The sequence below is a fragment of the Streptomyces xanthophaeus genome (assembly GCF_030440515.1).
Taxonomy (GTDB): Bacteria; Actinomycetota; Actinomycetes; order Streptomycetales; family Streptomycetaceae; genus Streptomyces; species Streptomyces kutzneri.
Genome location: NZ_CP076543.1, coordinates 7,401,364 through 7,422,559, shown reverse-complemented (window position 1 = coordinate 7,422,559; position 21,196 = coordinate 7,401,364). Strand labels below are relative to the sequence as shown.

Sequence of the window (21,196 nt, the reverse complement as noted above, 5' to 3'; positions counted from 1 at the left end):
GGGCATCAGGGGCCGGCCGTCAGCGGCCGGGCTCGGCGAAGCGGTCGCGCAGTTCCCGCTTGAGGATCTTGCCGCTGGCGTTGCGCGGGAGGGAGTCCACGAAGAGCACCCGCTTCGGGGCCTTGAAGTGGGCGAGCTTCTCCCTCGCGTAGGCCATCAGCTCCGCCTCCGTCACCTCCCCCGCCGCTCCGCGCGGCACCACCACCGCGGTGACCGCCTCGATCCATCGCTCGTCGGGCAGCCCCACCACCGCCGCCTCGGCCACACCCGGGTGGGTGTAGAGCACGTCCTCCACCTGCCGTGAGGCGACCAGCACCCGGCCCGAGTTGATGACGTCCTTCACCCGGTCCACGACCGTGAAGTACCCCTGCGCGTCGCGCACCGCGAGGTCGCCCGAGCGGAACCAGCCGTCCCGGAAGGCCTTCTCCGTGGCCGCCGGGTCGTCCCAGTACCCCAGGCACAGCTGGGGCGAGCGGTAGACCACCTCGCCCGCCGTTCCGTCCGGCACGTCCTTGCCGTCCTCGTCGACGACCTTCGCCTCCACGTGGCGCACCGGCCGCCCGCAGGAGTCCATCCGCCCCTCGTGCTCCAGCGGTCCGAGCACCGTGGCCAGCGGGCCGATCTCGCTCTGTCCGAAGCAGTTGTAGAAGCCGAGCCCCGGCAGCCGCTCACGCAGGCGTTCCAGGACCGGGACCGGCATGATCGAGGCCCCGTAGTACGCCTTCCGCAGCCCGCCCAGCTCACGCACCGCGAAATCCGGGTGATGGGACAGGCCGATCCACACCGTCGGCGGGGCGAAGAGGCTGTCCGCCTCCCCTGCCTCGACCAGGTCGAAGATCTGCTCCGCGACCGGTGCGTCCACGATCGTGTTCCGCGCCCCCACCGCCAGGTACGGCAGCAGGAAGACGTGCATCTGCGCCGAGTGGTAGAGCGGCAGCGAGTGAACGGGCCGGTCCTCCCCGTCCAGGTCCAGTGCCTCGATCGCGCTCTCGTACTCGTGGGCGAGGGCCCGGTGGGTCATCATCGCGCCCTTGGGCAGGGCGGTGGTCCCCGAGGTGTAGAGGAGCTGCGCCAGCGTGGCCGGATCCCGATCGGGTTCAAAGGGCAGCGGCTCGGCCAGCTCCGCCAGGAAGGAGCCGGGGGCATCGCGCAGCGCCCGTACCGGGTACGCCTCGGGGATCCGCCCGGCCAGGTCGGGATCGGCGAGGACCAGGGCGCTCGCGGAGTTGTCCAGGATGTACGCGAGGTCCTCGCCGGTGAGGTTCTGGTTGACCGGGACGTGGGTGATCCCGGCGCGGGCGCAGGCGAGGAACGCCAGGAGGTAGGCGTCCGAGTTGTGGGCGAAGGTGGCGACCCTGTCCCCGGCCGCCAGCCCGTACCGCTCCCGCAGCACGGCGGCGCCGGTGGTGACGGCCGCGTCGAGTTCCGCGTACGTCCAGCTGCGCTCGCGGTAGCGCACGGCCGGGCGGTCGGGGACCCGCCGCGCGCTGTCGTGCACCAGTCCGTCGACCGTGTTGTCCCGCACCGCTCGCACTGCCCGCACTGCCCGCACCGCCCGGTCTGCCGTCATGGCGCGATCCTCGTCCTCCCGTACGCCCAAGGTCAATAACCGGATACCAAACGGGATGTTGACAGATCGTCGGACGGGCTGAATGAGTGAGGGGGCACGGACGTACCGCCTGTCCAACGGGTAACCACGCCCATCCACAGGCTACTTGGGAGGACTGTTGCATCTCAGCACTCGTCCGATACTCCGCCGCGTCGCCCTCACCGGCGCCGCCCTGCTGGCCGCGACGGCCGCCGTGCCCCAGGCCTCGGCGGCCACGGCGCCCGACGACCGGAGCGTCGCCGGCGGCGGTCTGTCCGCCGTCATCCGGTACACCGAGAACGGCATCCCGCACATCCTCGCCCCCGATTACCCGCGGCTCGGCTTCGGTACCGGCTGGGCCCAGGCCGCCGACCAGGTCTGTGTCCTCGCGGACGGGTTCGTGACCGTCGCCGGTGAGCGTTCGCGCTGGTTCGGCCCGGACGCGGCGCCCGACTTCTCGCTCTCCTCGGCCACGAAGAACCTCTCCAGCGACCTGTACTTCAAGGGGGTGCGGGAGTCCGGCACGGTGGAGAAGCTGCTGGCGACCCCCGCCCCGGCCGGTCCCGGCAAGGACCTCAAGGAGCTGATGCGCGGCTGGGCCGCCGGGTACAACGCCTGGCTGGCCCAGAACAAGGTCACCGACCCGGCGTGCAAGGGCGCCGGCTGGGTCCGCCCGGTCACCTCGGCCGATGTGGCCGCCCGCGCCTTCGCGGTCTCGGTCCTCGGCGGCCAGGGCCGCGGCATCGACGGCATCACGGGCGCGCAGCCCCCGGGCGCAGCGGGCTCCCCGACCGGCCCCACGGCGCGCCCGCAGGCCGCCGACCCGGCGGCCGACCCGGCGGCCGCCGCCGAGGCCGCGCGGGCGTTCTTCGACACCGGCCGCTACGACATGGGCTCCAACGCGGTGGCCTTCGCCGGCTCCGCCACGGCGAGCGGCCGCGGCCTGCTCCTCGGCAACCCGCACTACCCGTGGCACGGCGGGCGCCGGTTCTGGCAGTTCCAGCAGACCATCCCGGGCGAGCTGAACGTCTCGGGCGCCTCCTTGCTCGGCACCGCCGTGGTCAACATCGGCTTCAACGAGAAGGTGGCCTGGAGCCACACGGTCGCCACCGGCACCCCCGTGAACCTGCACCAGCTCGCCCTGGACCCGGCCGACCCGACCGCCTACCTCGTCGACGGCACGCCGGAACGGATGATCCGGCGGACCGTCACCGTCCCCGTGGCGGGCGGCACCCCGGTCACCCGCACCCAGTGGTGGACCCGCTACGGACCGGTGGTCTCGGACCTCGGCCCGGGCCTTCCCCTGCCGTGGACCGCGCAGACGGCGTACGCGCTGAACGACCCGAACGCCGTGAACCTGCGCGGCTCCGACACCGCCCTCGCGATGGGCAGGGCCCGCTCGGTGGCCGGGGTCCAGGACGCCCTCGCGCGCACCCAGGGCCTGCCCTGGGTCAACACCGTGGCCGCCGACTCCGCGGGCGGCACCCTCTTCACCCAGACCCAGGTGCTCCCCCGGATCACCGACGAGCTGGCGGCCCGCTGCTCCACCCCGCTGGGCCGGGCCACGTACCCGGCCTCGGGGCTGGCGGTGCTGGACGGTTCGCGCGGTGACTGCGCGATCGGCTCGGATCCGGACGCGGTGCAGCCGGGCGTCTTCGGCCCGGGGAAGGCGCCGACGCTCCGGGATGCCCCGTACGCCGAGAATTCCAACGACAGCGCCTGGCTGGCCAACGCCGACCGGCCGCTGACGGGCTACGAGCGGGTCTGGGGCAGCGTCGCCACCCCGCGCTCGCTGCGCACGCGTGGCGCGGTCGAGGACGTGGCCGCGATGGCCGCGGGGGGCCGGCTGACCGTGGCCGACCTGCAGAAGCAGCAGTTCGCGAACCGGGTGCCGGCCGGTGATCTGGCGGCGGCGGACGCGGCGAAGGCGTGCGCCGCCCTGCCGGGCGGGACGGCGAAGGCGAGCGACGGCGGTGCCGTGGACGTCTCGGCGGCCTGCGGGGTGCTGGCGGGCTGGGACCGTACGACCGACAGCGCCAGCCGCGGCGCGCTGCTCTTCGACCGGTTCTGGCGCAGGCTGACGGCCTCGACCCCGGCCAAGGACCTGTGGCTGGTGCCGTTCTCGGCGGCCGACCCCGTACGCACGCCCCGGACGCTCGACCGGACGGCGCCCGGCATCGGGCGGGCGCTCGCGGACGCGGTGGCGGAGCTCAAGGCGGCCGGGATCGCGCTGGACGCCCCGCTGGGTGAGCACCAGTTCGTGGTCCGGGGCGGCCGCAAGCTGCCGGTGGGCGGCGGTACGGAGGCACTCGGCGTCTGGAACAAGACCGAGGCGCCGTGGAACGCGGCGGCCGGCGGCTACCCGGAGGTCACGCACGGATCCAGCCACATCCAGGCGGTCGGCTGGGACGGCGGCCGCTGTCCGGTGGCGCGCACCCTGCTGACGTACAGCCAGTCCTCGAACCCGCTCTCGCCGTACTACGCCGACCAGACCGGGATGTACTCCGCGGAGCGCTGGGTCACGGCACGTTTCTGTGAGCGGGACATCCTCACGTCGCCGAAACTGAAGGTGGTCCTGGTGCGCGAACGACGGTGATCACCCCCTGCTTGCCCCTGCGTGCCCCTTCCCGGCCCCGGCCCTGGCCCCGGTCTCTCACGGGCTGACGGCCAGGAAGAGGTACGCGGCCAGCAGCACGATGTGCACACCTCCCTGGAGCAGTGTGGCCCGCCCCGGGACGATGGTGAGGGCGCTGACCACGATGGTCAGGGCGAGCAGCACCATGTGGATCGGGCCCAGGCCGAGCAGGAGCGGGCCCGAGAGCCAGATCGAGGCGAGGGCGATCGCCGGGATGGTCAGGCCGATGCTGGCGATGGCGGATCCGTAGGCGAGGTTGAGACTGGTCTGCACGCGGTCGCGGCGGGCGGCCCGGACGGCGGCGAGGGTCTCGGGGAGCAGGACGAGCAGGGCGATGATCACGCCGACGACCGCCTGGGGCAGGCCGGCGGCCGCGACGGCCCGCTCGATGGTCGGGGAGACGGCCTTGGCGTCGCCGACCACGGCGACGAGCGCGACCAGCAGCAGGGCGAGGCTGATGAGGGCGGCGCGGGCGGTGGGCGGCTCCGCGTGGTCCTCTCCGCCGCCGGGACCCTGTCCGGTGTCCACGGGCAGGAAGTAGCTGCGGTGACGGACCGTCTGGACGGCCACGAAGAGCCCGTACAGGGCGAGCGAGGCAACGGCGGCGAAGGTGAGCTGCGCGGTGGAGAACTCCGGGCCCGGCTTGCTGGTGGTGAAGGTCGGCAGGACCAGGCTGAGGGTGGCCAGGGTCGCGACGGTGGCGAGGGCCGCGCCGGATCCCTCGGGGTTGAACACGGCGACCCGGTTGCGCAGGGCGCCGACCAGCAGCGAGATGCCGACGATGCCGTTGCAGGTGATCATGACGGCGGCGAAGACCGTGTCCCGGGCCAGGGAGGCGGTCTTGTCGCCGCCGTCGGCCATCAGGGTGACGATGAGCGCCACTTCGATCACGGTGACCGCCACGGCGAGGACGAGGGAGCCGAAGGGCTCCCCGACCCGGTGGGCGACGACCTCGGCGTGGTGGACGGCCGCCAGCACCGCGCCCGCGAGGCAGAGCGCGACGAGCGCCACCGCGAAACCGGGTAGGTCCCGCCCCCAGCTGAAGACGAGCGCGACCAGCGCCACCACGGGGACCACCACGGTCCAGTCGGTCAGGGGAGATCTGCGCGCAGTCGTACTCATATCAGCCAAGTTGCCAGAAGTGTCCCGTCAGTGCGGCGCAAGGCGCGCCTCCGGGGCCTTGACGTGGCTTTTCTCACGGCGTCGCGCGGCGTGGCGGGCGCGGGATGCGCGGCCGGAGCGGCCCGGCAGCCGGCGTCACAGCGGCCGGGCTGTCGGCGTCACAGCGGCCGGGCGTGCCCCTCCCAGTACGGGTCGCGCAGCCGCCGCTTGTAGAGCTTGCCGTTCGGGTCGCGGGGCATCGTCTCGATGAAGTCGACCGTCTTGGGGCGCTTGTAGCCGGCGAGCTGCCGCTCGCAGTGGTGCAGGATCTCCGCGGCCAGGGCGTCGCCCGCGACGAAGCCCTCGGCCGGTTCGACGACCGCCTTGACCTGCTCGCCCCAGTCGGCGTGCGGGATGCCGAAGGCGGCGGCGTCCGCGACGGCCGGGTGGGTGAGCAGGGCGGATTCGATCTCGGCCGGGTAGATGTTGACCCCGCCCGAGATGATCATGTCGATCTTGCGGTCGCGGAGGAAGAGGTAGCCCTCCTCGTCCATCAGCCCCAGATCGCCGACGGTGAAGAAGTCGCCGATCCGGTTCTTCCTCGTCTTGCCCTCGTCCTTGTGGTAGCTGAAGCCGCCGGTGTTCATCTTGAGGTAGACGGTGCCCAGTTCCCCGGCGGGCAGCCGGTTGCCGTCGTCGTCGAAGATGGCGAGTTCGCTGATCGGCCAGGCCTTGCCCACGGTTCCCGGCTTCTTCAGCCAGTCCTCGGCGGTCGCGAAGGCGCCGCCGCCCTCGCTGGCCGCGTAGTACTCCTCCACGCAGCTGCCCCACCAGTCGATCATCGCCCGCTTGACGTGGTCGGGGCAGGGTGCGGCGCCGTGGATGGCGTGCCGCATCGAGGAGACGTCGTACGCGTCCTTCGTCTCCTGCGGCAGGGCGAGGAGCCGGTGGAACTGGGTCGGCACCATGTGGGTGTGCGTGCAGGCGTGGACGTCGATCAGACGGAGCATCTCCTGCGGGGTCCACTTGTCCATCAGCACCAGCGGGTGCCCGATGTGCAGGGCGGCGCCGGCGAATTGGAGGACGGCGGTGTGGTAGAGCGGCGAGCAGACCAGGTGGACGTTGCCGTCGAAGGGCCGGATGCCGAAGATCCCGAGGAAGCCGCCCAGGTACGTCTCCTCCGGGAGCTTGCCGGGCAGCGGGCGGCGGATGCCGCGCGGGCGGCCGGTGGTCCCGGAGGTGTAGTTCATGACCCAGCCCAGCGTGCGGCCCTCGGGGGCGGTGGCGGGCTGCCCGTCGAGGAGCTGTGCGTACGGCCGGAAGCCCGCGACCGCTCCGACGGCGTAGCGGTGGCTCGCGGGAAGGCCGGCCTCGTCGGCGGCGGCGGTGGCGGCCTCGGCGAAGCGCTCGTGGGCGATGAGGACCTTGGCTCCGGAGTCGGAGACGATCCAGGCGATCTCGGGGCCGACGAGGTGGTGGTTGACGGGGACGAGGTAGAAGCCCGCCTGGGAGGCGGCCAGGTAGGCCGTGAGGAACTCGACGCCGTTGGGGAGGACGACGGCGAAGACGTCGCCCTTCTCCAGGCCGGCGGCGCGCAGGCCGTGGACGAGGCGGTTGACGTCGGCGTGCAGCCGGCCGGCGCTCCATTCCTCGCCCTCGGGGGTCACCAGGACGGCCCGCCCGGGATCGGCGGCGGCCTGGGCCCAGAAGCCGTTGGGCGGCTGCCGGTCGGCGGCAGGGGTGGTGGACGTCGTCGCTGTCATGTCACTCACGCCTCTCGGACTCGGCCGGCGATGCGGTTGATGCGGTCGATCGCCCGCTCGAAGCCGCTGGTGAGGTCGTCGAAGACGGCCTGGACGCTGCGCTCCTCGGTCATCCGGCCGACGATCTGGCCGACGGGGGTGCCGAGCAACGGCTGGATCTCGTACTTCTGGATCCGGGAGACGGCTTCGGCGACGAGCAGGCCCTGGAGCGGCATGGGGAGGGCGCCGGGGCCCGCCGGGTCGTCCCAGGCGTCGGTCCATTCGGTGCGCAGCTGGCGGGCGGGTTTGCCGGTGAGGGCCCGGGAGCGGACGGTGTCGCCGGAGCCGGCGGCGAGCAGTTTCGCGGTGAGGGCGCGCGAGTGGAGGTCGGCCTCGCTGGTGGTGAGCCAGAGCGAGCCGAGCCAGGCGCCCTGGGCGCCGAGGGCGAGGCCGGCGGCGATCTGCTCGCCGCTGCCGATGCCGCCGGCGGCGAGGACCGGGAGGGGGGCGACGGCCTCGACGATCTCGGGGACCAGGACCATGGTGGCGATGTCGCCGGTGTGGCCGCCGGCCTCGTAGCCCTGGGCGACGACGATGTCGATGCCGGCTTCGGCGTGGCGGCGGGCGTGCTTGGCGCTGCCGGCGAGGGCGGCGACGAGGACGCCGTGGTCGTGGGCGCGCGCGATGACGTCGGCGGGCGGGGAACCGAGGGCGTTCGCCAGGAGTTTGATGGGGTAGTCGAAGGCGACGTCGAGCTGGCTCCGGGCGACCTGCTCCATCCAGCCGGTGATCCGCCAGCCGGAGGCCTCGCCCTCGGCGAGCTCGGGCACGTGGTGCTTGGCGAGGGTGTCGCGGACGAAGGCGCGGTGCGCGGCCGGGATCATCGCCTCGATGTCGGCCTCGCTGATGCCGTCGACGGCCTTCTTGGCGGGCATGACGACGTCGAGGCCGTAGGGCTTGCCGTCGGTGTGCGCCTGCATCCAGTCGAGGTCGCGTTTCAGGTCGTCGGGGGCCGTGTAGCGGACCGCGCCGAGTACCCCGAAACCGCCCGCCCGGGTGATGGCAGCGGCGACCGCCGGGAAGGGCGTGAAGCCGAAGATGGCGTGCTCGACTCCCAGTTTCTTGCTCAGCTCCGTCTCCATGGGCGGCAGGATGCCGCAGCCCGGCGGCCGAGGGAAGAGTTTTTCTGATGCAGTGTCAGATTCTTTACGGGCCGGTCGGTGCGGAGGGTGCCCGGTGGGCGGGCAGATACCCGTTAGCGTGCGGATCGCCCGCGGCGCGCTCGACGGACCCGGGAGACCCGGCGCCGGTTCGCCGGCGGCGCGCGCCCGGCAGGCCGGGTCCGTCCCAGCCCCGCCGGGAGACACCTCCCAGCGGTAGCCGGGGGAGTTCGAGGCGCGGGGTCCGGGGCGGCGGAGCCCTGGGAGACGGCGCCGCAGGTGGACGGCGGACAGGAGGGCGGACATGACAGTACGCACGGGGGCTTTCGGCGTGGCGGGCGCAGATGCGCGGCCCCCACAGGCCGCGACGGGCGGGCCCGGGAAGTCAGGAGGCCCGCCCGGAGCAGCCGGTGGCCCGTTGACGCGGCGGCGGCTCGGGGCGCGGCTGCTCGCGCTGGGCGGGGTGCTCGTCCTGCACGCCGCACTCCCCGGCTCCGCAGGCTCCGCGGGCGCCGCCGGCGGCCCGGCCGAGCGGCGTGCGCTCCAGGGCCTGCGGCTGCGGTACGGGTCCGCCCGCCAGGCCGGATTGCTGGAGAAGCACCTGGAGGGGGTGGCGGACGAGGCCCGGCGCTTCCTGGGTCCCGCCCCCGAACACCCCTACTACGCGGGGGCGGTGGTCCTCGCCGGCCGGGGCCGCACCATCGCCCTGCACCGCGCCATGGGATACGCGGTGCGGTACGCGGACTATGACGGGCGGACCGACCGGGTCCGGGAGTTCCCGGCGGCCGAACGGATCGCGATGGCCGAGGACACCGTCTTCGACCTGGCTTCGCTGACCAAACTGTTCACCTCCGTCCTGGCGGTGCAGCAAATGGAACGCGGGCGCCTGGAACTGGAGGCTCCGGTGTGCCGGTACCTGCCGGAGTTCACCGGCGGCGGCAAGGAGATCGTCACGGTCCGTCAGCTGCTCACGCACACCTCGGGGTTGCGCTCCTGGGCGCCCTTCTACCAGGAGGCCACGCGGGAGGGGCGGCTGAGGCTGCTGTGGTCGGTGCGGCCCCAGGAGACCCCCGGGACCGTCTACCGGTATTCCGACCTCAACCTCATCACACTGCAGCTGCTGCTGGAACGGATCACCGGTCGCACTCTGGACGTCCTGCTCCGCGACGAGATCACCGCTCCGCTCGGGATGCACCGCACTCGTTACAACCCACCGCTCTCCTGGCGCCGGGCCACCGCCGCCACCGAGGTGCAGCGCCCGCCCTGGTCCGGCCTGGACCGCGGGCTGGTGTGGGGCGAGGTCCACGACGAGAACGCCTACGCGCTCGGCGGCGTCGCGGGCCACGCAGGGGTCTTCGGCACCGCCTGGGATCTGGCCGTCCTCGCCCGCGCCCTCCTCGACGGCGGGGTCTACGCGGGCAGGCGCATCCTGCGCCCCGCCTCCGTCGAGCTGCTCTTCACCGACTACAACACGGCCTTCCCCGGGGACGACCACGGTCTCGGCTTCGAGCTCTACCAGCACTGGTACATGGGCGCGATGGCCACCCCGCACTCCGCCGGGCACACCGGCTTCACCGGCACCTCCCTGGTCCTCGACCCCTCCACCGACTCGTTCCTGATCCTGCTCGGCAACTCCGTCCACCCCGTGCGGACCTGGCGGGCCGGCAGCGCGCCACGGGTCGCGGTCGGCAACCGCTTCGCACGCGCCGTCCCGGTCCGCACCCGGCACGGCGGTGCGGCCTGGTTCTCCGGCATCCAGGCGGGCGCCTCGGGCACCCTCACCCTGCCGCCGCTCCGCCCGGCCACGGCCGCCGCCCGGCTGCGCTGCGCCGTGTGGTGGGACACCGTGCCCGGCGAGGGCGCCCTGCACCTGGAGGCCTCCGCCGACGGGGAGCACTGGGAGGCGCTGCCCTTCAGCACGCTGCGGTCCACCGGCGGCGCACCCGAGCAGTGGCCGCGGGGCTCCGTGAGCGGCTGGTCGGGCCGCATCTGGCACCGTCTCGAAGCCCCCCTCACGGCCACCTGGGCGGGACGGGAGGTACGGCTGCGCTTCCGCCACACCGCGACCGGCCGCTACGTAGGACGCGGGGCCTATGTGGACGTGGTCCGCGTGGCGGAACCGGGCCGCCTGCTCTTCGCGGAGGACCGCCCCGCCGACGCCGACCGCATCGAGGCCATCGGCTGGACCCGGTCGGCGGACTGACCGGCAAGAGACCCGCTCAGTGCCGGACGAGACAGAAGGGATGCCCCGCCGGGTCGGCGTACACGCGCCAGCCGCGCCCGTCCGAGCCGTCGAGCAGCGTCCCGCCGGCCGCCAGCACTTCCTCCTGCGCCCGGTCCAGGTCCGGGACGCCGAGGTCCAGGTGGAACTGCTGCGGCCGGGTGGGGTCGGGCCAACGCGGCGGCACGTGGTCCAGGGCCTGCTGGAAGGCGAGGACCGGACCCGACGGGGTGTGGAGCGTCGCCCAGGTCTCGTCGAGCGACCAGCGCCGGTCCGGCTGGTTGACGTTCCCGCCCAGCAGGGACCGGTAGAACTCGGCGAGCGACCGCGGGTCGGGACAGTCCAGGACTACGCACTGCAGTTCAGCGATCATGATCGAATCCTAGGCCGTGTCCTGCCGACCGGGCCTGATCAGGGGCTGCCGGGCGGCGCCCGCCGGCCACACGACCTCCACCGGCATCCCCTGCGCGCGGGCCGTCGCCACGGCGTCGGCGGTCCCGCCCTGCCTGCCGCCCGGCCCTCCGTCCCAGACCGCGACCAGGAGCTCGGCCCGGCCGAGCAGCAGCCGGTTGGCGGCGGCATAGGCGGGCGCACCCGCCCTCCGGTACGGCATGACCTTCACCTCGGCGGCTGCCCGCAGGAGGCGGTCGAACGCGACGGCGTGCGGTCCCTCCGGCATGCGCGCACGGTAGTCGGCCGAGGGGAGAACGGCCACCAGCCGCCCGCCCAGCGCGAGAACGGCATCCGCGAAGACCGTGTCCGCGCCGGCGGCCAGGCAGGACATTCCGGTGAGCTCCGCGGCCGGGTACCGGGAGAGCAGCGGGACGAGAGCGTCTGCGACCAGGGGAAGGCTCGCCCCGGTGAGGTTCGCATGGCCCGTCACCGCGATGGTCGCCATGGCACCGCTGCTCCGCATCAGGTGATCGGGATCGAGGCCGCCGGGCGGCGACGCCCCCATCATGCAGAGCCGGGACGGCCCCGGCCACGGGTTTCCGGCCCGCCCGGACCGCGGGGGCGCGCGCGATCCACGACGGCCGCGCTCCGCGGGTGGAGTATCGGTCCGGTACGACCGACGCGCGAGACACGAGCGACGCGACCGACAGGAGCAGCCCGGTGCCCCGACAGCCCTTCTTCGACGCCCATTTCCACATCGTCGATCCGCGCTTCCCGCTGTTCGAGAACGACGGCTTCCTGCCCGGGGAGTTCACGGTCGAGCAGTACCGCGCCCGCACCCAGGGCCTGGGACTGGTGGGCGGGGCGGTGGTGTCCGGCTCGTTCCAGCGCTTCGACCAGGGGTTTCTGCTCGACGCCCTCGACCGGTTGGGCCCCGGCTATGTCGGGGTCACCCAGATCCCGCACGACCTCCCGGACCGGCGGATCGCCGAGCTCGCCGAACGACGCGTGCGCGGTGTGCGGTTCAACCTCCGGCGCGGCGGATCGGCAGGCCTCACGCACCTCGACCGGCTCGCCCGACGGGTCTTCGCGGTGGCCGGCCTGCACACCGAGCTGTATGTCGACGCCCGCGACCTGCCTGCCGTCGCCGAAACGCTGGCCGCCCTCCCCGCGGTCGGCATCGACCACCTGGACCTGCATCGCGACGGACTTCCCCACCTGCTGGCGCTGGTCGAGCGCGGGGTGAAGGTCAAGGCCACGGGGTTCGGCCGGGTCGAGCTCGATGTGCGCGAGACCGTCCGCGCCGTGCTCGGCGTCGACCCGACCGCCCTGATGGCGGGATCGGACCTCCCCTCGACCCGGGCGCGGCGTCCCTTCGCCGACGCCGATCTCGACCTGCTGGCGGAAGCGGCCGGGCCGCACGCCGCCGCCGTGTTCCACGACAACGCCGCCGCGTTCTACCGCGTGTGAGACCGCGGGTCCTCCGTCAGCGGTCCAGGAGCGTCTTCTGGAGCCAGTCGAAGACGACCTCGCAGTGCAGCTGCGGGGCCATGGGGGAACAGTGCAGCTGTGCGCCCTGGGCCGCCGTCAGTTTCAGGTAGTCCTTGGGCGAGGTGAGCGCGTCGTACATGCGGCGCGGCTGGCCGGGGTAGAACTGCTCGCCCTCGTAGTCCAGCACCAGGGTGGGTGCCTTGATCCGGCCGACGACATCGGTGATGGTCAACGCCTGGATCCGGGTGGCGGGGGTGTAGAAGTCGGTGAACAGCTTTCCCTGACGGGCTTCGAGCATGGCGGGGACGGAGAACGGCTCGAAGCGCTTCTTCATCACGTCGGCGGCGTCCGGAGGCAGTTCGGGGACGACCTCCTTGTTCCAGATGTCGTTCGTCTCCTGCTTGTCGGGGGTGAGGATCTTCCGGATCTCGGGCGGGAACCCCAGCCACGGCTCCACGCAGCCCGGCATGGCCACCAGCGCGGCGATCCGGGTCTCGAAGGCCGCCGCCCTCGGGGCGAGGTCCCCCGCCATGCTCAGACCGGTCAGGGCGATCTTGTCCGGGTCCACGTCGGAGCGGGCCGACAGCCAGTCGACGAGGGGCGTGACGACCTTCTCCCAGGTGGGCGTGAAGACCACCTGGTCCACGAAGAGCAGCTGCCCCTGGCCCGGCCCGTCGTAGACGAGCGCGTTCCAGCCCCGGTCCAGCGCGGCGGGGACCCCGTAGGTCCACATGTCCACGTTCTGGCCGTCGCTGCCGTTGGTCAGGATCACCGTGGGGCGCAGGGTGCCGGAGGTGTCGGGGCGGAAGAACCACACCGGCAGCGGCGTGGCACCGTAGGGCACGTTCGCCTTCACCGGGGCGGGCTCGCACAGGCCGCAGAAGGTGTCCCAGGCCCCGCGCCCCGCCTTGTACAGCTGTTCCTCGCTGCCGGGGTCGTCCGAGCCGAGGACGAAGAACAGCGCCTGACCGTAGTACTGGGCGGCGCGCAGGGCCCGGAACCGCTTGGTCCGGGCGTCGGCCGGGGCACCCGGGGGTGCCTCCAGGAGCTGGTCGCCGAGTGCGCGGAAGGTCCGCACGTACGTCTGCGCGGTCACGCCGGCGCCGTTGATCGCGTTCACCGCCGTGAGGACCTCGCCGACCTCGGCGGCGCCGGCGCCCGAGGCACCGAGCGCGAGGAGTCCGTTGAAGTTGTATGCCGGGTCCTTGAACAGGGTCATGGCGCCCGGGGTGAGGCCGCCCGCTGCAGCGGTGGGTGGGGCGGAGCCGCTGCTGGTCGCCGCCGCCGGAGCGCCGGGGGCGCCGCCGCGGGTACAGCCCGCCACGAGGGCGGCACCCGCCCCGGCGGTGAGCAGGGCACGACGGGTGGGGCCGGGGTGCCGGTCACCGGATATGCGGTTCATGCCATCGGAACGTAGCCCGGGCGCGGTGCGGCGACCTCCCGTCCCGTCCGGCGCGGACGGTGCCGGGCGTCCGGCCCGGTCCCCGACCGGGCCGCGAACTGGCAGGTCGCGGGCTTACGTCCCGGCCTGTCGGCGCGGACTTCGGGACGCCGCCCGCCTTGCGCCGGTCGGGGGACGTGGGCCCCGACCGGCCGGGGGGGGAGGCCGATCGGGGCGGGCCCCGGCAGGCCGGGGGGAGGCCGGCCGGGGCGTATCGGGAGGGGCGGGGGACATCAGCCCCTTCACCGCACCCACGCATAGATGAACGGTCAACCACCCCGGGAGGTTCCCGACCCCGGACCCGGCTTCGGCCGGACGCCCGTCGGACCCCGGCCGGACCCCGGCCGGAGCCCGGTCACACCCCGGCAGGACCCCGGCGCCGGGCTCGCCATGCCCTCCCGGCCCGGAACGTTCTACGCTGAAAAGCGGCGGCCGAACCGGCGAGCGGCCCGCGGCCGCCCCCGTGGGCACCTGCCCCTCCCCCACTGCGCAGGTGCCCACCACGGCTTCGTACGGCGGCGCGGCGCGACGGCCCGAAGGCCCCCAGCACCCTTCGGTCAGGCCGGGTGGGCGAGGACCGCGTCGAGCATCCGCCGGGTGACGGAGGTCAGTTCGGCGAGGTCGGGGGCCGGGCGGGAGCGGGCGAGGGCACCGGCCAGCCGGTCGTAGAGGAGCCCGTCCGTCCAGGCGACCAGCAGTTCCGCGGCCTCCTCGGGACGCTGCGCGCCGAGGGCGCCGAGGATGCCCGAGGCGCGGGCCCGGGCCCCCAGACCCGCCCGGTGGAAATCCGCCTCCAGTTCGGGATTGCGGGCCGCTTCGAGGCTGAGCTCGAAGCGGGCCAGCTGGCGCGCGCGGCCCACCGTCAGCCAGCGGTGCAGCAGCCCGGCCAGCGCGGCCGCGGCCGTCTCCCGGGCCGCCATCGGGGGCGCGGGCGGCCCCTCGGACACGGGAGCGCCGCCGACACCGTCGAGGCCGCCGAGGTCGCCCAGGCCGGCGAGGTCACCGAGGTCACCGACATCGCCCAGGTCCAGCTCGGCCAGCCGCTGGTAGCAGGCCCCGATCAGCGCCGTCCTCGTACGGAAGTAGTACGAGGTGCTCCCGGCCGGCAGCTCCGCCGCACCGTCGACCGCGCGGTGGGTCAGGCCCCGGAGCCCGGCGGCGGCGACGAGGTCGATCGCGGTGTCGGCGATCAGCGTTCTGCGATCCGCCGCGGGCGGGCTCTTGCGAGGGGTGGACATCGCCCCACTCTACAGCTGTAGAGTGACCGCATCGAACTCTACAGTTGTAGAGGATCCGGCCGGGGAAGTACGAGGAAGAGGAAGCGGGGGACTCGTCATGACGGCAGTTCAGCGTCACGCGGTCGTGGCAGGCGCGGGGATCGGCGGGCTCACCGCGGCCGTGGCCCTGCACCGCCACGGCTGGCGGGTCACCGTGTGCGAGCGGGCGGCCGGGCCGACCGCGGCAGGCGCCGGAATCGTGCTCGCCCCCAACGCCCTGCGCGCCTTCGACACCATCGGCTTCGACGTCACCCGCGCCGCGGGCCGCGCCGTCCCCGCCGCGATGGGCCTGCGCCGCCCGGACGGCCGCTGGCTCAGCCGCGCCGACACCGCCGCACTGGCCGCCCGCTTCGGCGGCCCGCCGCTCGCCCTGCACCGCTCGGCGCTGGCCGACGCCCTGGCCGCCGCCCTCCCCGCCACGGCGATCCGCTACGGCGTCGCCGTCACCTCGGTGGACGACGCCGACGGCTCCCCGGTGGTCCGCACCGACGCCGGCGACCTCGAAGGCGCCGACCTCGTCATCGCCGCCGACGGCATCCACAGCCCGCTGCGCCGCCAGTACTTCCCCGACCACCCCGGCCTCCACCACAGCGGGGAGACCGCCTGGCGCACGGTCCTGCCCGCCGCCGCGAGCCCCGCCGGGACGGTGACCGCCGAGACCTGGGGCCGCGGCGAGCGCTTCGGCGTGGTCCCGCTCGCCGACGGCCGGATCTACCTGTACGCCACCGCCGTCGTCCGCGCCGGCCACCGTCCCGCCGACGTGCGCGCCGAACTCCTGCGCCGCTACGGCACCTGGCACGACCCGATTCCGACCCTGCTGGAGCGGATCGACCCTGCGGCCGTGCTCCAGCACGACCTGTACGACCTGGCCGCCCCGCTCCCCCGCTTCCACCAGGGGCGCCTGGCCTGGCTCGGCGACGCCGCCCACGCCATGACCCCCAACCTGGGCCAGGGCGGCTGCCAGGCCGTCGAGGACGCCGCGGTCCTCGGCCATCTGCTGGCGTCCACCGGCACCGGCGGTGTCCCGGCCGCCCTCGCCGCCTACAGCGCGGCCCGCTGCGCGCGCACCGACGCCATCCGCGTCCGCGCCCGCCGGGCGGGCCGGGTCGCCGCCCTCAGCCACCCCCTCGCCGTGGCCGTCCGCGACCTCGCCGTCCGCGCCACCCCGGCCCGGGCCGCGAGCCGGGCGATGACTGCGCTGTTCGACGGATTCGCGCTCCCGGACGGAATGGACACCGTGCCCGCGGGCGTTGCCGCTCGTTGGTGAGGTTCGCTGACTGTTTCGACGCGAAGGCAGGCGGAGTCACATGACGACCGACATCGACTGGGACAACCCGAGCGACCCCAAGGAGGGGACCTGGCAGCTGGACCACGTCAAGCAGTACGTGGGCTCGGGGGGCTCCGAGGGCCAGTACTGGAACGGCACCCAGACCCTCCTGCTGACGACCCTGGGCCGGGTGTCCGGCAAGCCCGTGCGGACCCCGCTGATCTACGGCGAGGCCGAGGGCGCCTACCTGGTCGTCGCGTCCAAGGGCGGCGACCCCGCGCACCCGCTCTGGTACCGGAACCTCTCCGCACACCCGACGGTCCGCATCCAGGTCGGCCCGAAGATCATGCAGGGCACGGCCCGTACCGCCACCCCCGAGGAACGCGCCGCGTACTGGCCGGTGATGGTCGGGCACTGGCCGGCGTACGACGAGTACCAGACCAAGACGGACCGCGAGATCCCGATCGTCGTCATCGAACCCACCGGATGACGACGGGCCGGCCGGAGCTTCCTCCGGCCGGCCCGTCCGTGGTACGTCAGATCGAGCCGACGACCTTGCGCGGGGTGACGCGGACGACCACGCGCTCGGCGTCGTCCTTGGAGGCCGGGTTGAAGTCTGCGTAGTCCTTGCCCGTGTACTTGCGCGACAGCGCGTTGATCAGCTCTTGTCCGCCCTCCGTGGTCAGTTCGGCGGTGCCGCGGACCTCGGCGTAGGAGTAGGGCGCGTCCGCCGGGTTGATCATGACGGTGATCCGCGGGTCGGCGCGCAGGTTCTTCTCCTTGCGGCGGCCGATCGTCGTGGAGACGAGCAGGTCGTCGCCGTCCCGGGTGAGCCAGGTGATCGTCAGCTGCGGGCTGCCGTCCGGCTGGATCGTGGCCACGGTCGCGAAGACCGGGTTGTCGTCGATGAGTTTCTTCAGGTCGTCGGAGAGTGCGGCGGACACGGGGCGGTTCCTTCCCTCGGCTGACTGCCGTCCCCGGGCCGACTGGCCTCGGAGGGGACCGGCAACGGACAGCCTGCAAAACCGCTGCCGTCCCGGGCAAGTTCCTCCGCCCCCGCGCCGCACCGCGCGCCGCGGCGCCGGACGCCCCCGATTCCGGGTCGTGGCCGGGCCGGCGCGCCCGGCCGGGCGGGCGGACGGGGTGCGCACGATCCACCCGTCCGGCCGAGTCCGGACGCCTGCAAGACGGCCTAGTGCCCCAGTACCGCCATCGCCGCGTTGTGCCCGGGGACCCCGCTGACGCCGCCGCCGCGGACCGCGCCCGCCCCGCACAGCAGGACGTTGCGGTGGGCGGTCTCCACACCCCACCGGCCGCCCTGGTCGGCGTAGGGCCAGGACAGGTCCCGGTGGAAGATGTGGCCGCCGGGGAGCCGCAGTTCGCGCTCCAGGTCCAGCGGGGTCTTCGCCTCGATGCACGGGCGGCCGTCCGCGTCGAAGGCGAGGCAGTCGGTGAGCGGTTCGGCCAGGTGTGCGTCGAGCTGCGCGAGGGTGGCCGTCAGCAGGACCTCGCGGGCCTGCTGGTTGTCGTGTCCGAAAAGCCGGGCGGGGGCGTGCAGACCGAAGAGGGTGAGGGTCTGGTAACCCTGCTCCACCAGTTCCGGGCCGAGGATCGTCGGGTCGGTCAGCGAGTGGCAGTAGATCTCCGACGGCGGTACGGAGGGCAGTTCGCCTGAGGCGGCCTCCGCATAGGCCCGGGCGAGCTCGGCGTAGCCCTCGGCGATGTGGAAGGTGCCGCCGAAAGCCTCGCTCGGGTCCACCGAGGTGTCCCGGAGCCGGGGCAGGCGGCGCAGCAGCATGTTGACCTTGAGCTGGGCGCCTTCGGGTGCAGCACCCGCGGCCGCGCCCTCCGGCGGGGTCTCGCCGAGGAGTTCGGCCAGGGCCTGCGGCGAGGCGTTCACCAGGACCGTGCGGCCGACGACCCGGCCCTCCCCGGTCGCCGTACGGAACACCACCTCGGCCGGGGCGACCCCGTCCGTGTCGATCCGCAGCACCTCGTGGCCGGTCGCGATCTCGGCACCGGCCTTGGTCGCCGCCGCCGCGAGGGCGTCCGTGAGGGCACCCATGCCGCCTACGGGCACGTCCCAGTCGCCGGTCCCGCCGCCGATGACGTGGTAGAGGAAGCAGCGGTTCTGCGCGAGGGAGGGGTCGTGCGCGTCGGCGAAGGTGCCGATCAGCCCGTCCGTGAGAACCACCCCGCGGACCAGGTCATCGGCGAAGTTCCGCTCGACGGCCTGCCCGAGGGGCTCCTCGAAGAGCATCCGCCAGGCGTCCTCGTCGTCGATCCGGGCCCGCAGCTCCGCCCGCGTGGGCAGGGGCTCGGTCAGGGTCGGGAACACCTTCTCGGCGACCCGTCCCGTGGTGCCGTAGAAGGCGCGCCAGCTGTCGTACTCCCGCTCCGAGCCGGTCAGCCGCGCGAAGGACTCCCGGGTGCGCTCCTCTCCGCCGCCGACGAGCAGTCCGCCGGGCCGCCCGCCCCGCTCCGTGGGCGTGTACGAGGAGATGGTGCGGCGGCGTACCGCGAACCGCAGGTCCAGGTCGCGCACGATCTTCGACGGGAGCAGGGAGACGAGGTACGAGTAGCGCGAGAGTCTGGCGTCGACGCCCACGAAGGGACGGCTGGAGATCGCCGCCCCGCCCGTGTTCCCCAGCCGCTCCAGGACCAGCACCGAGCGGCCCGCCCGGGCCAGGTACGCGGCGGCCACCAGACCGTTGTGCCCACCGCCCACGATCACGTCGTCGTACACGTCCCGCCCGAAGGTCGTCATGGCTCTTGGTAGCACACCTGGCCGAGCCGCTCCAGACAGTGTGCCTCGTCGGCGTGGGCCAGGACCGTGTCGGGATGGTCGTCGCCGAGGGCCCGTTCGCGGATGCCGGAGAGGTCCCGGTAGATGGGCAGCGCCTCGTCCCAGCGGCCCAGCCGGCCCAGTCCGCCGGCCAGTTCCCGGCGGCTGACCAGGGTGTCCGGGTGCTCGGGCCCGAGCACCTCGGCGCGCAGGGCGCCCACCTGTCGCGCCTCCGCCACCGCTTCCGCCCAGCGTTCCAGGCGGCCCAGGTTGACCCCGAGGACGTGCCGGGCGCGCAGCGTCTCGGGGTCGGTGACCCCGTAGGCGCGGGTGCGGTCGCGGACCAGGCCCCGGAACAGGTCGAGGGCCTGTTGGCTGTTGCCGGTGCGGCCGAGCGCGATGCCGACCTCGTAGCGGGCGGCCAGGGTGTCGGGGTGGTCGCGGCCGAGCACCCGCTCCCGTACGACTGCGACCTCGTGGAAGGCGACCAGGGCATCCGTCCAGCGCTCCAGGCGGCCGAGCGCGTACGCCGCCTCGTAGCGGGTCAGCAGGGTGTCCGCGTGCTCGGCGCCCAGGACGGCCGCCCGGTCGGCGGCGACCCCGGCGGCGGTGGCGTGGGCGTCCGCGTACCGGCCCAGCGCACCGAGCGCGCAGGCCAGGTTGTGCCGGCAGCGCAGGGTGTCGGGGTGGAGCGGGCCCATGGTCCGCTCGCGGGCGACGAGCACCGCGCGGTAGACGTCGTGCGCCTCCTGGTGGCGCCCGAGCCGGCCCAGCTCGTACGCGGTCTCCTGGCGCGCCGCGAGGGTGTCGGCGTGGTCGGCGCCGAGCACCCGCGTGCGCCCCTCGGCCACGGCGGTGTACCCGGCGAGCGCCTCCTCGGGACGGCCCGCACGGCTGAGGGCGTACGCGCGCGCGTGGCCGGCGGCGAGCGCGTCGGGGCCGCTGCCCCGCGGGCCGGCGGGACGCGGGAATCCGTACGCGGCGGTGAGCCGCGGGTCCTCGGCGGGCGCGGGGCGGACGATGGTGGTGGTGCCGGGGTGGACCGGGGGGTACGCGCCGCGCGGGCGCGGCACCGACGGCCCGCCCGCGGGGCGGGCGGCCGTCCAGGCCCCGGTGAGCACGGCCCATTCGCCGCTCGCCGGCCGGGCGTCGATCCCGGCCTTGCGGCCGGCGGTCATGCCGCGCGCCCAGGGCGGGAGCGGGGCCTGGGCGCCGGGCAGCCCGCCCGGTCCCAGCCGTGCCTCGACGAGCCGGCGGTGCACGTGGCGGGCGTCTCCGGGCCGGTCCTCGGGGCGCTTGGCGAGCAGGTCCAGGACCACCTCGTCGAAGTAGCCGGGCAGCTCGGGGCGGTGCTCGCGCAGCGGTACGGGCGCGTTGTCGCGGTGGCCGACCAGCACCGACCAGGAGTCGCCGAGGTCGAAGGGCGGGGCGCCGGTGGCGATCTCGTACAGGACGCAGCCGAAGGAGTAGAGGTCGCTGCGGTGGTCGACCTCGCCGCCCGCGATCTGCTCGGGCGACATGTAGTGCGGGGTGCCCATGGCCATGCCGCCGCCGGTGAGCTTGGCGGTGAAGCCGATGTCGTGGGCGAGGCGGGCGATACCGAAGTCGCAGATCTTCACCGTGCCGTCGGTGAGCCGCATGATGTTCGCGGGCTTCAGGTCACGGTGGACGACGCCCTGGTCATGGGTGTAGCCGAGGGCGGCGGCCATCTGCTCGGCGATGTCGACGACCACGTCGACGGGGAGCGGGCGCGCGTCGTTGTCCTCCAGGAGCTGGCTGAGGTTGCGGCCTTCGAGGAGTTCCATGACGAGGTACAGCGGGCCGCCCGCGGCGCTGTCGTCGCCGAAGTCGTGGACGACGGTGACCCCGCGGTGCTGGAGGGACGCGGCCACGCGCGCCTCGCGCCGGAACCGCTCGCGGAGCACCTGGGTGAAGTGGGCGTCCTGCTCGGCGCCGATCGGCTTGAGGCACTTCACGGCGACCTGTCGGCCCAGCGATTCGTCCCGGGCCCGCCATACCTCGCCCATGCCGCCGCGCCCGATCAGATCGAGCGACCGGTACCGGCCCTGGATCAGTCTGGACTCCGCCATGTCTT

Annotated in this window: 16 protein-coding genes; 5 read left to right on the top strand and 11 right to left on the bottom strand. The window is 73.9% G+C overall.

Going from position 1 to position 21,196, the window contains the following annotated elements; genetic code table 11:
- Nucleotides 1-19: 19 nt before the first annotated feature.
- A complete protein-coding gene (locus KO717_RS33155; RefSeq protein ID WP_437184607.1) occupies nt 20-1,570 on the bottom strand; it encodes a fatty acyl-CoA synthetase in 1,551 nt (516 codons plus the stop codon).
- Between the two features lie 157 nt (nt 1,571-1,727).
- Here KO717_RS33155 and KO717_RS33150 point away from each other — a divergent pair, with 157 nt between their 5' ends.
- Nucleotides 1,728-4,184, top strand: a complete 2,457-nt coding sequence (locus tag KO717_RS33150) for a penicillin acylase family protein (RefSeq protein ID WP_301373141.1) — start codon at nt 1,728-1,730, stop codon at nt 4,182-4,184.
- A 57-nt stretch (nt 4,185-4,241) separates the two neighbouring features.
- On the opposite strand, the gene KO717_RS33145 is transcribed toward KO717_RS33150, so the two are convergent.
- The 3 genes from KO717_RS33145 to KO717_RS33135 form a co-directional block, all read right to left on the bottom strand.
- Nucleotides 4,242-5,345, bottom strand: coding sequence for a calcium:proton antiporter (locus KO717_RS33145; protein WP_301373140.1), 1,104 nt, complete (start codon nt 5,343-5,345; stop codon nt 4,242-4,244).
- Between the two features lie 158 nt (nt 5,346-5,503).
- A complete protein-coding gene (locus KO717_RS33140) occupies nt 5,504-7,087 on the bottom strand; it encodes an acyl-CoA synthetase (protein ID WP_301373139.1) in 1,584 nt (527 codons plus the stop codon).
- Between the two features lie 5 nt (nt 7,088-7,092).
- On the bottom strand, nt 7,093-8,208 hold the full coding sequence (locus KO717_RS33135) for a nitronate monooxygenase (protein ID WP_301373138.1): 1,116 nt from the start codon (nt 8,206-8,208) through the stop codon (nt 7,093-7,095).
- A 322-nt stretch (nt 8,209-8,530) separates the two neighbouring features.
- Between KO717_RS33135 and KO717_RS33130 the strand changes: the two genes are divergently transcribed.
- Nucleotides 8,531-10,429, top strand: coding sequence for a serine hydrolase (locus KO717_RS33130; protein ID WP_301373137.1), 1,899 nt, complete (start codon nt 8,531-8,533; stop codon nt 10,427-10,429).
- A gap of 16 nt (nt 10,430-10,445) precedes the next feature.
- Here KO717_RS33130 and KO717_RS33125 read toward each other — a convergent pair whose 3' ends face one another.
- Nucleotides 10,446-10,820, bottom strand: coding sequence for a VOC family protein (locus tag KO717_RS33125; RefSeq protein ID WP_301373136.1), 375 nt, complete (start codon nt 10,818-10,820; stop codon nt 10,446-10,448).
- 9 nt (nt 10,821-10,829) lie between these two features.
- Nucleotides 10,830-11,345, bottom strand: a complete 516-nt coding sequence (locus KO717_RS33120) for a hypothetical protein (protein ID WP_301373135.1) — start codon at nt 11,343-11,345, stop codon at nt 10,830-10,832.
- A gap of 215 nt (nt 11,346-11,560) precedes the next feature.
- Between KO717_RS33120 and KO717_RS33115 the strand changes: the two genes are divergently transcribed.
- Nucleotides 11,561-12,310: an amidohydrolase family protein gene (locus KO717_RS33115; RefSeq protein WP_301373134.1), complete on the top strand. Its 750-nt coding sequence runs from the start codon at nt 11,561-11,563 to the stop codon at nt 12,308-12,310.
- A 16-nt stretch (nt 12,311-12,326) separates the two neighbouring features.
- On the opposite strand, the gene KO717_RS33110 is transcribed toward KO717_RS33115, so the two are convergent.
- On the bottom strand, nt 12,327-13,733 hold the full coding sequence (locus KO717_RS33110) for an alpha/beta hydrolase family protein (RefSeq protein ID WP_301373133.1): 1,407 nt from the start codon (nt 13,731-13,733) through the stop codon (nt 12,327-12,329).
- Between the two features lie 596 nt (nt 13,734-14,329).
- A complete protein-coding gene (locus KO717_RS33105) occupies nt 14,330-15,010 on the bottom strand; it encodes a TetR/AcrR family transcriptional regulator (RefSeq protein WP_301373132.1) in 681 nt (226 codons plus the stop codon).
- A 97-nt stretch (nt 15,011-15,107) separates the two neighbouring features.
- Between KO717_RS33105 and KO717_RS33100 the strand changes: the two genes are divergently transcribed.
- Nucleotides 15,108-16,316, top strand: coding sequence for an FAD-dependent monooxygenase (locus KO717_RS33100; protein ID WP_301373131.1), 1,209 nt, complete (start codon nt 15,108-15,110; stop codon nt 16,314-16,316).
- A 40-nt stretch (nt 16,317-16,356) separates the two neighbouring features.
- Nucleotides 16,357-16,806: a nitroreductase family deazaflavin-dependent oxidoreductase gene (locus KO717_RS33095; RefSeq protein ID WP_301373130.1), complete on the top strand. Its 450-nt coding sequence runs from the start codon at nt 16,357-16,359 to the stop codon at nt 16,804-16,806.
- A gap of 46 nt (nt 16,807-16,852) precedes the next feature.
- Here KO717_RS33095 and KO717_RS33090 read toward each other — a convergent pair whose 3' ends face one another.
- From KO717_RS33090 to KO717_RS33080, 3 genes are all read right to left on the bottom strand, one after another.
- Nucleotides 16,853-17,260: a PPOX class F420-dependent oxidoreductase gene (locus KO717_RS33090; protein ID WP_301373129.1), complete on the bottom strand. Its 408-nt coding sequence runs from the start codon at nt 17,258-17,260 to the stop codon at nt 16,853-16,855.
- Nucleotides 17,261-17,508: 248 nt separating this feature from the next.
- Complete coding sequence (locus tag KO717_RS33085) at nt 17,509-19,083, bottom strand: phytoene desaturase family protein (protein WP_301373128.1); 1,575 nt, start codon at nt 19,081-19,083, stop codon at nt 17,509-17,511.
- On the bottom strand, nt 19,080-21,191 hold the full coding sequence (locus KO717_RS33080) for a serine/threonine-protein kinase (RefSeq protein ID WP_301373127.1): 2,112 nt from the start codon (nt 21,189-21,191) through the stop codon (nt 19,080-19,082). The genes KO717_RS33085 and KO717_RS33080 overlap by 4 nt, the downstream gene beginning before the upstream one ends.
- Between the last annotated feature and the right edge of the window lie 5 nt (nt 21,192-21,196).

Coding starts and splice junctions, on each gene's coding strand:
- KO717_RS33120 (WP_301373135.1), bottom strand. CDS start 11,345: ATGGCGACCATCGCGGTGACGGGCCATGCGAACCTCACCGGGGCGAGC.
- KO717_RS33155 (WP_437184607.1), bottom strand. CDS start 1,570: ATGACGGCAGACCGGGCGGTGCGGGCAGTGCGGGCAGTGCGAGCGGTG.
- KO717_RS33100 (WP_301373131.1), top strand. CDS start 15,108: ATGACGGCAGTTCAGCGTCACGCGGTCGTGGCAGGCGCGGGGATCGGC.
- KO717_RS33085 (WP_301373128.1), bottom strand. CDS start 19,083: ATGACGACCTTCGGGCGGGACGTGTACGACGACGTGATCGTGGGCGGT.
- KO717_RS33135 (WP_301373138.1), bottom strand. CDS start 8,208: ATGGAGACGGAGCTGAGCAAGAAACTGGGAGTCGAGCACGCCATCTTC.
- KO717_RS33110 (WP_301373133.1), bottom strand. CDS start 13,733: ATGAACCGCATATCCGGTGACCGGCACCCCGGCCCCACCCGTCGTGCC.
- KO717_RS33125 (WP_301373136.1), bottom strand. CDS start 10,820: ATGATCGCTGAACTGCAGTGCGTAGTCCTGGACTGTCCCGACCCGCGG.
- KO717_RS33140 (WP_301373139.1), bottom strand. CDS start 7,087: ATGACAGCGACGACGTCCACCACCCCTGCCGCCGACCGGCAGCCGCCC.
- KO717_RS33130 (WP_301373137.1), top strand. CDS start 8,531: ATGACAGTACGCACGGGGGCTTTCGGCGTGGCGGGCGCAGATGCGCGG.
- KO717_RS33095 (WP_301373130.1), top strand. CDS start 16,357: ATGACGACCGACATCGACTGGGACAACCCGAGCGACCCCAAGGAGGGG.
- KO717_RS33080 (WP_301373127.1), bottom strand. CDS start 21,191: ATGGCGGAGTCCAGACTGATCCAGGGCCGGTACCGGTCGCTCGATCTG.
- KO717_RS33105 (WP_301373132.1), bottom strand. CDS start 15,010: ATGTCCACCCCTCGCAAGAGCCCGCCCGCGGCGGATCGCAGAACGCTG.
- KO717_RS33145 (WP_301373140.1), bottom strand. CDS start 5,345: ATGAGTACGACTGCGCGCAGATCTCCCCTGACCGACTGGACCGTGGTG.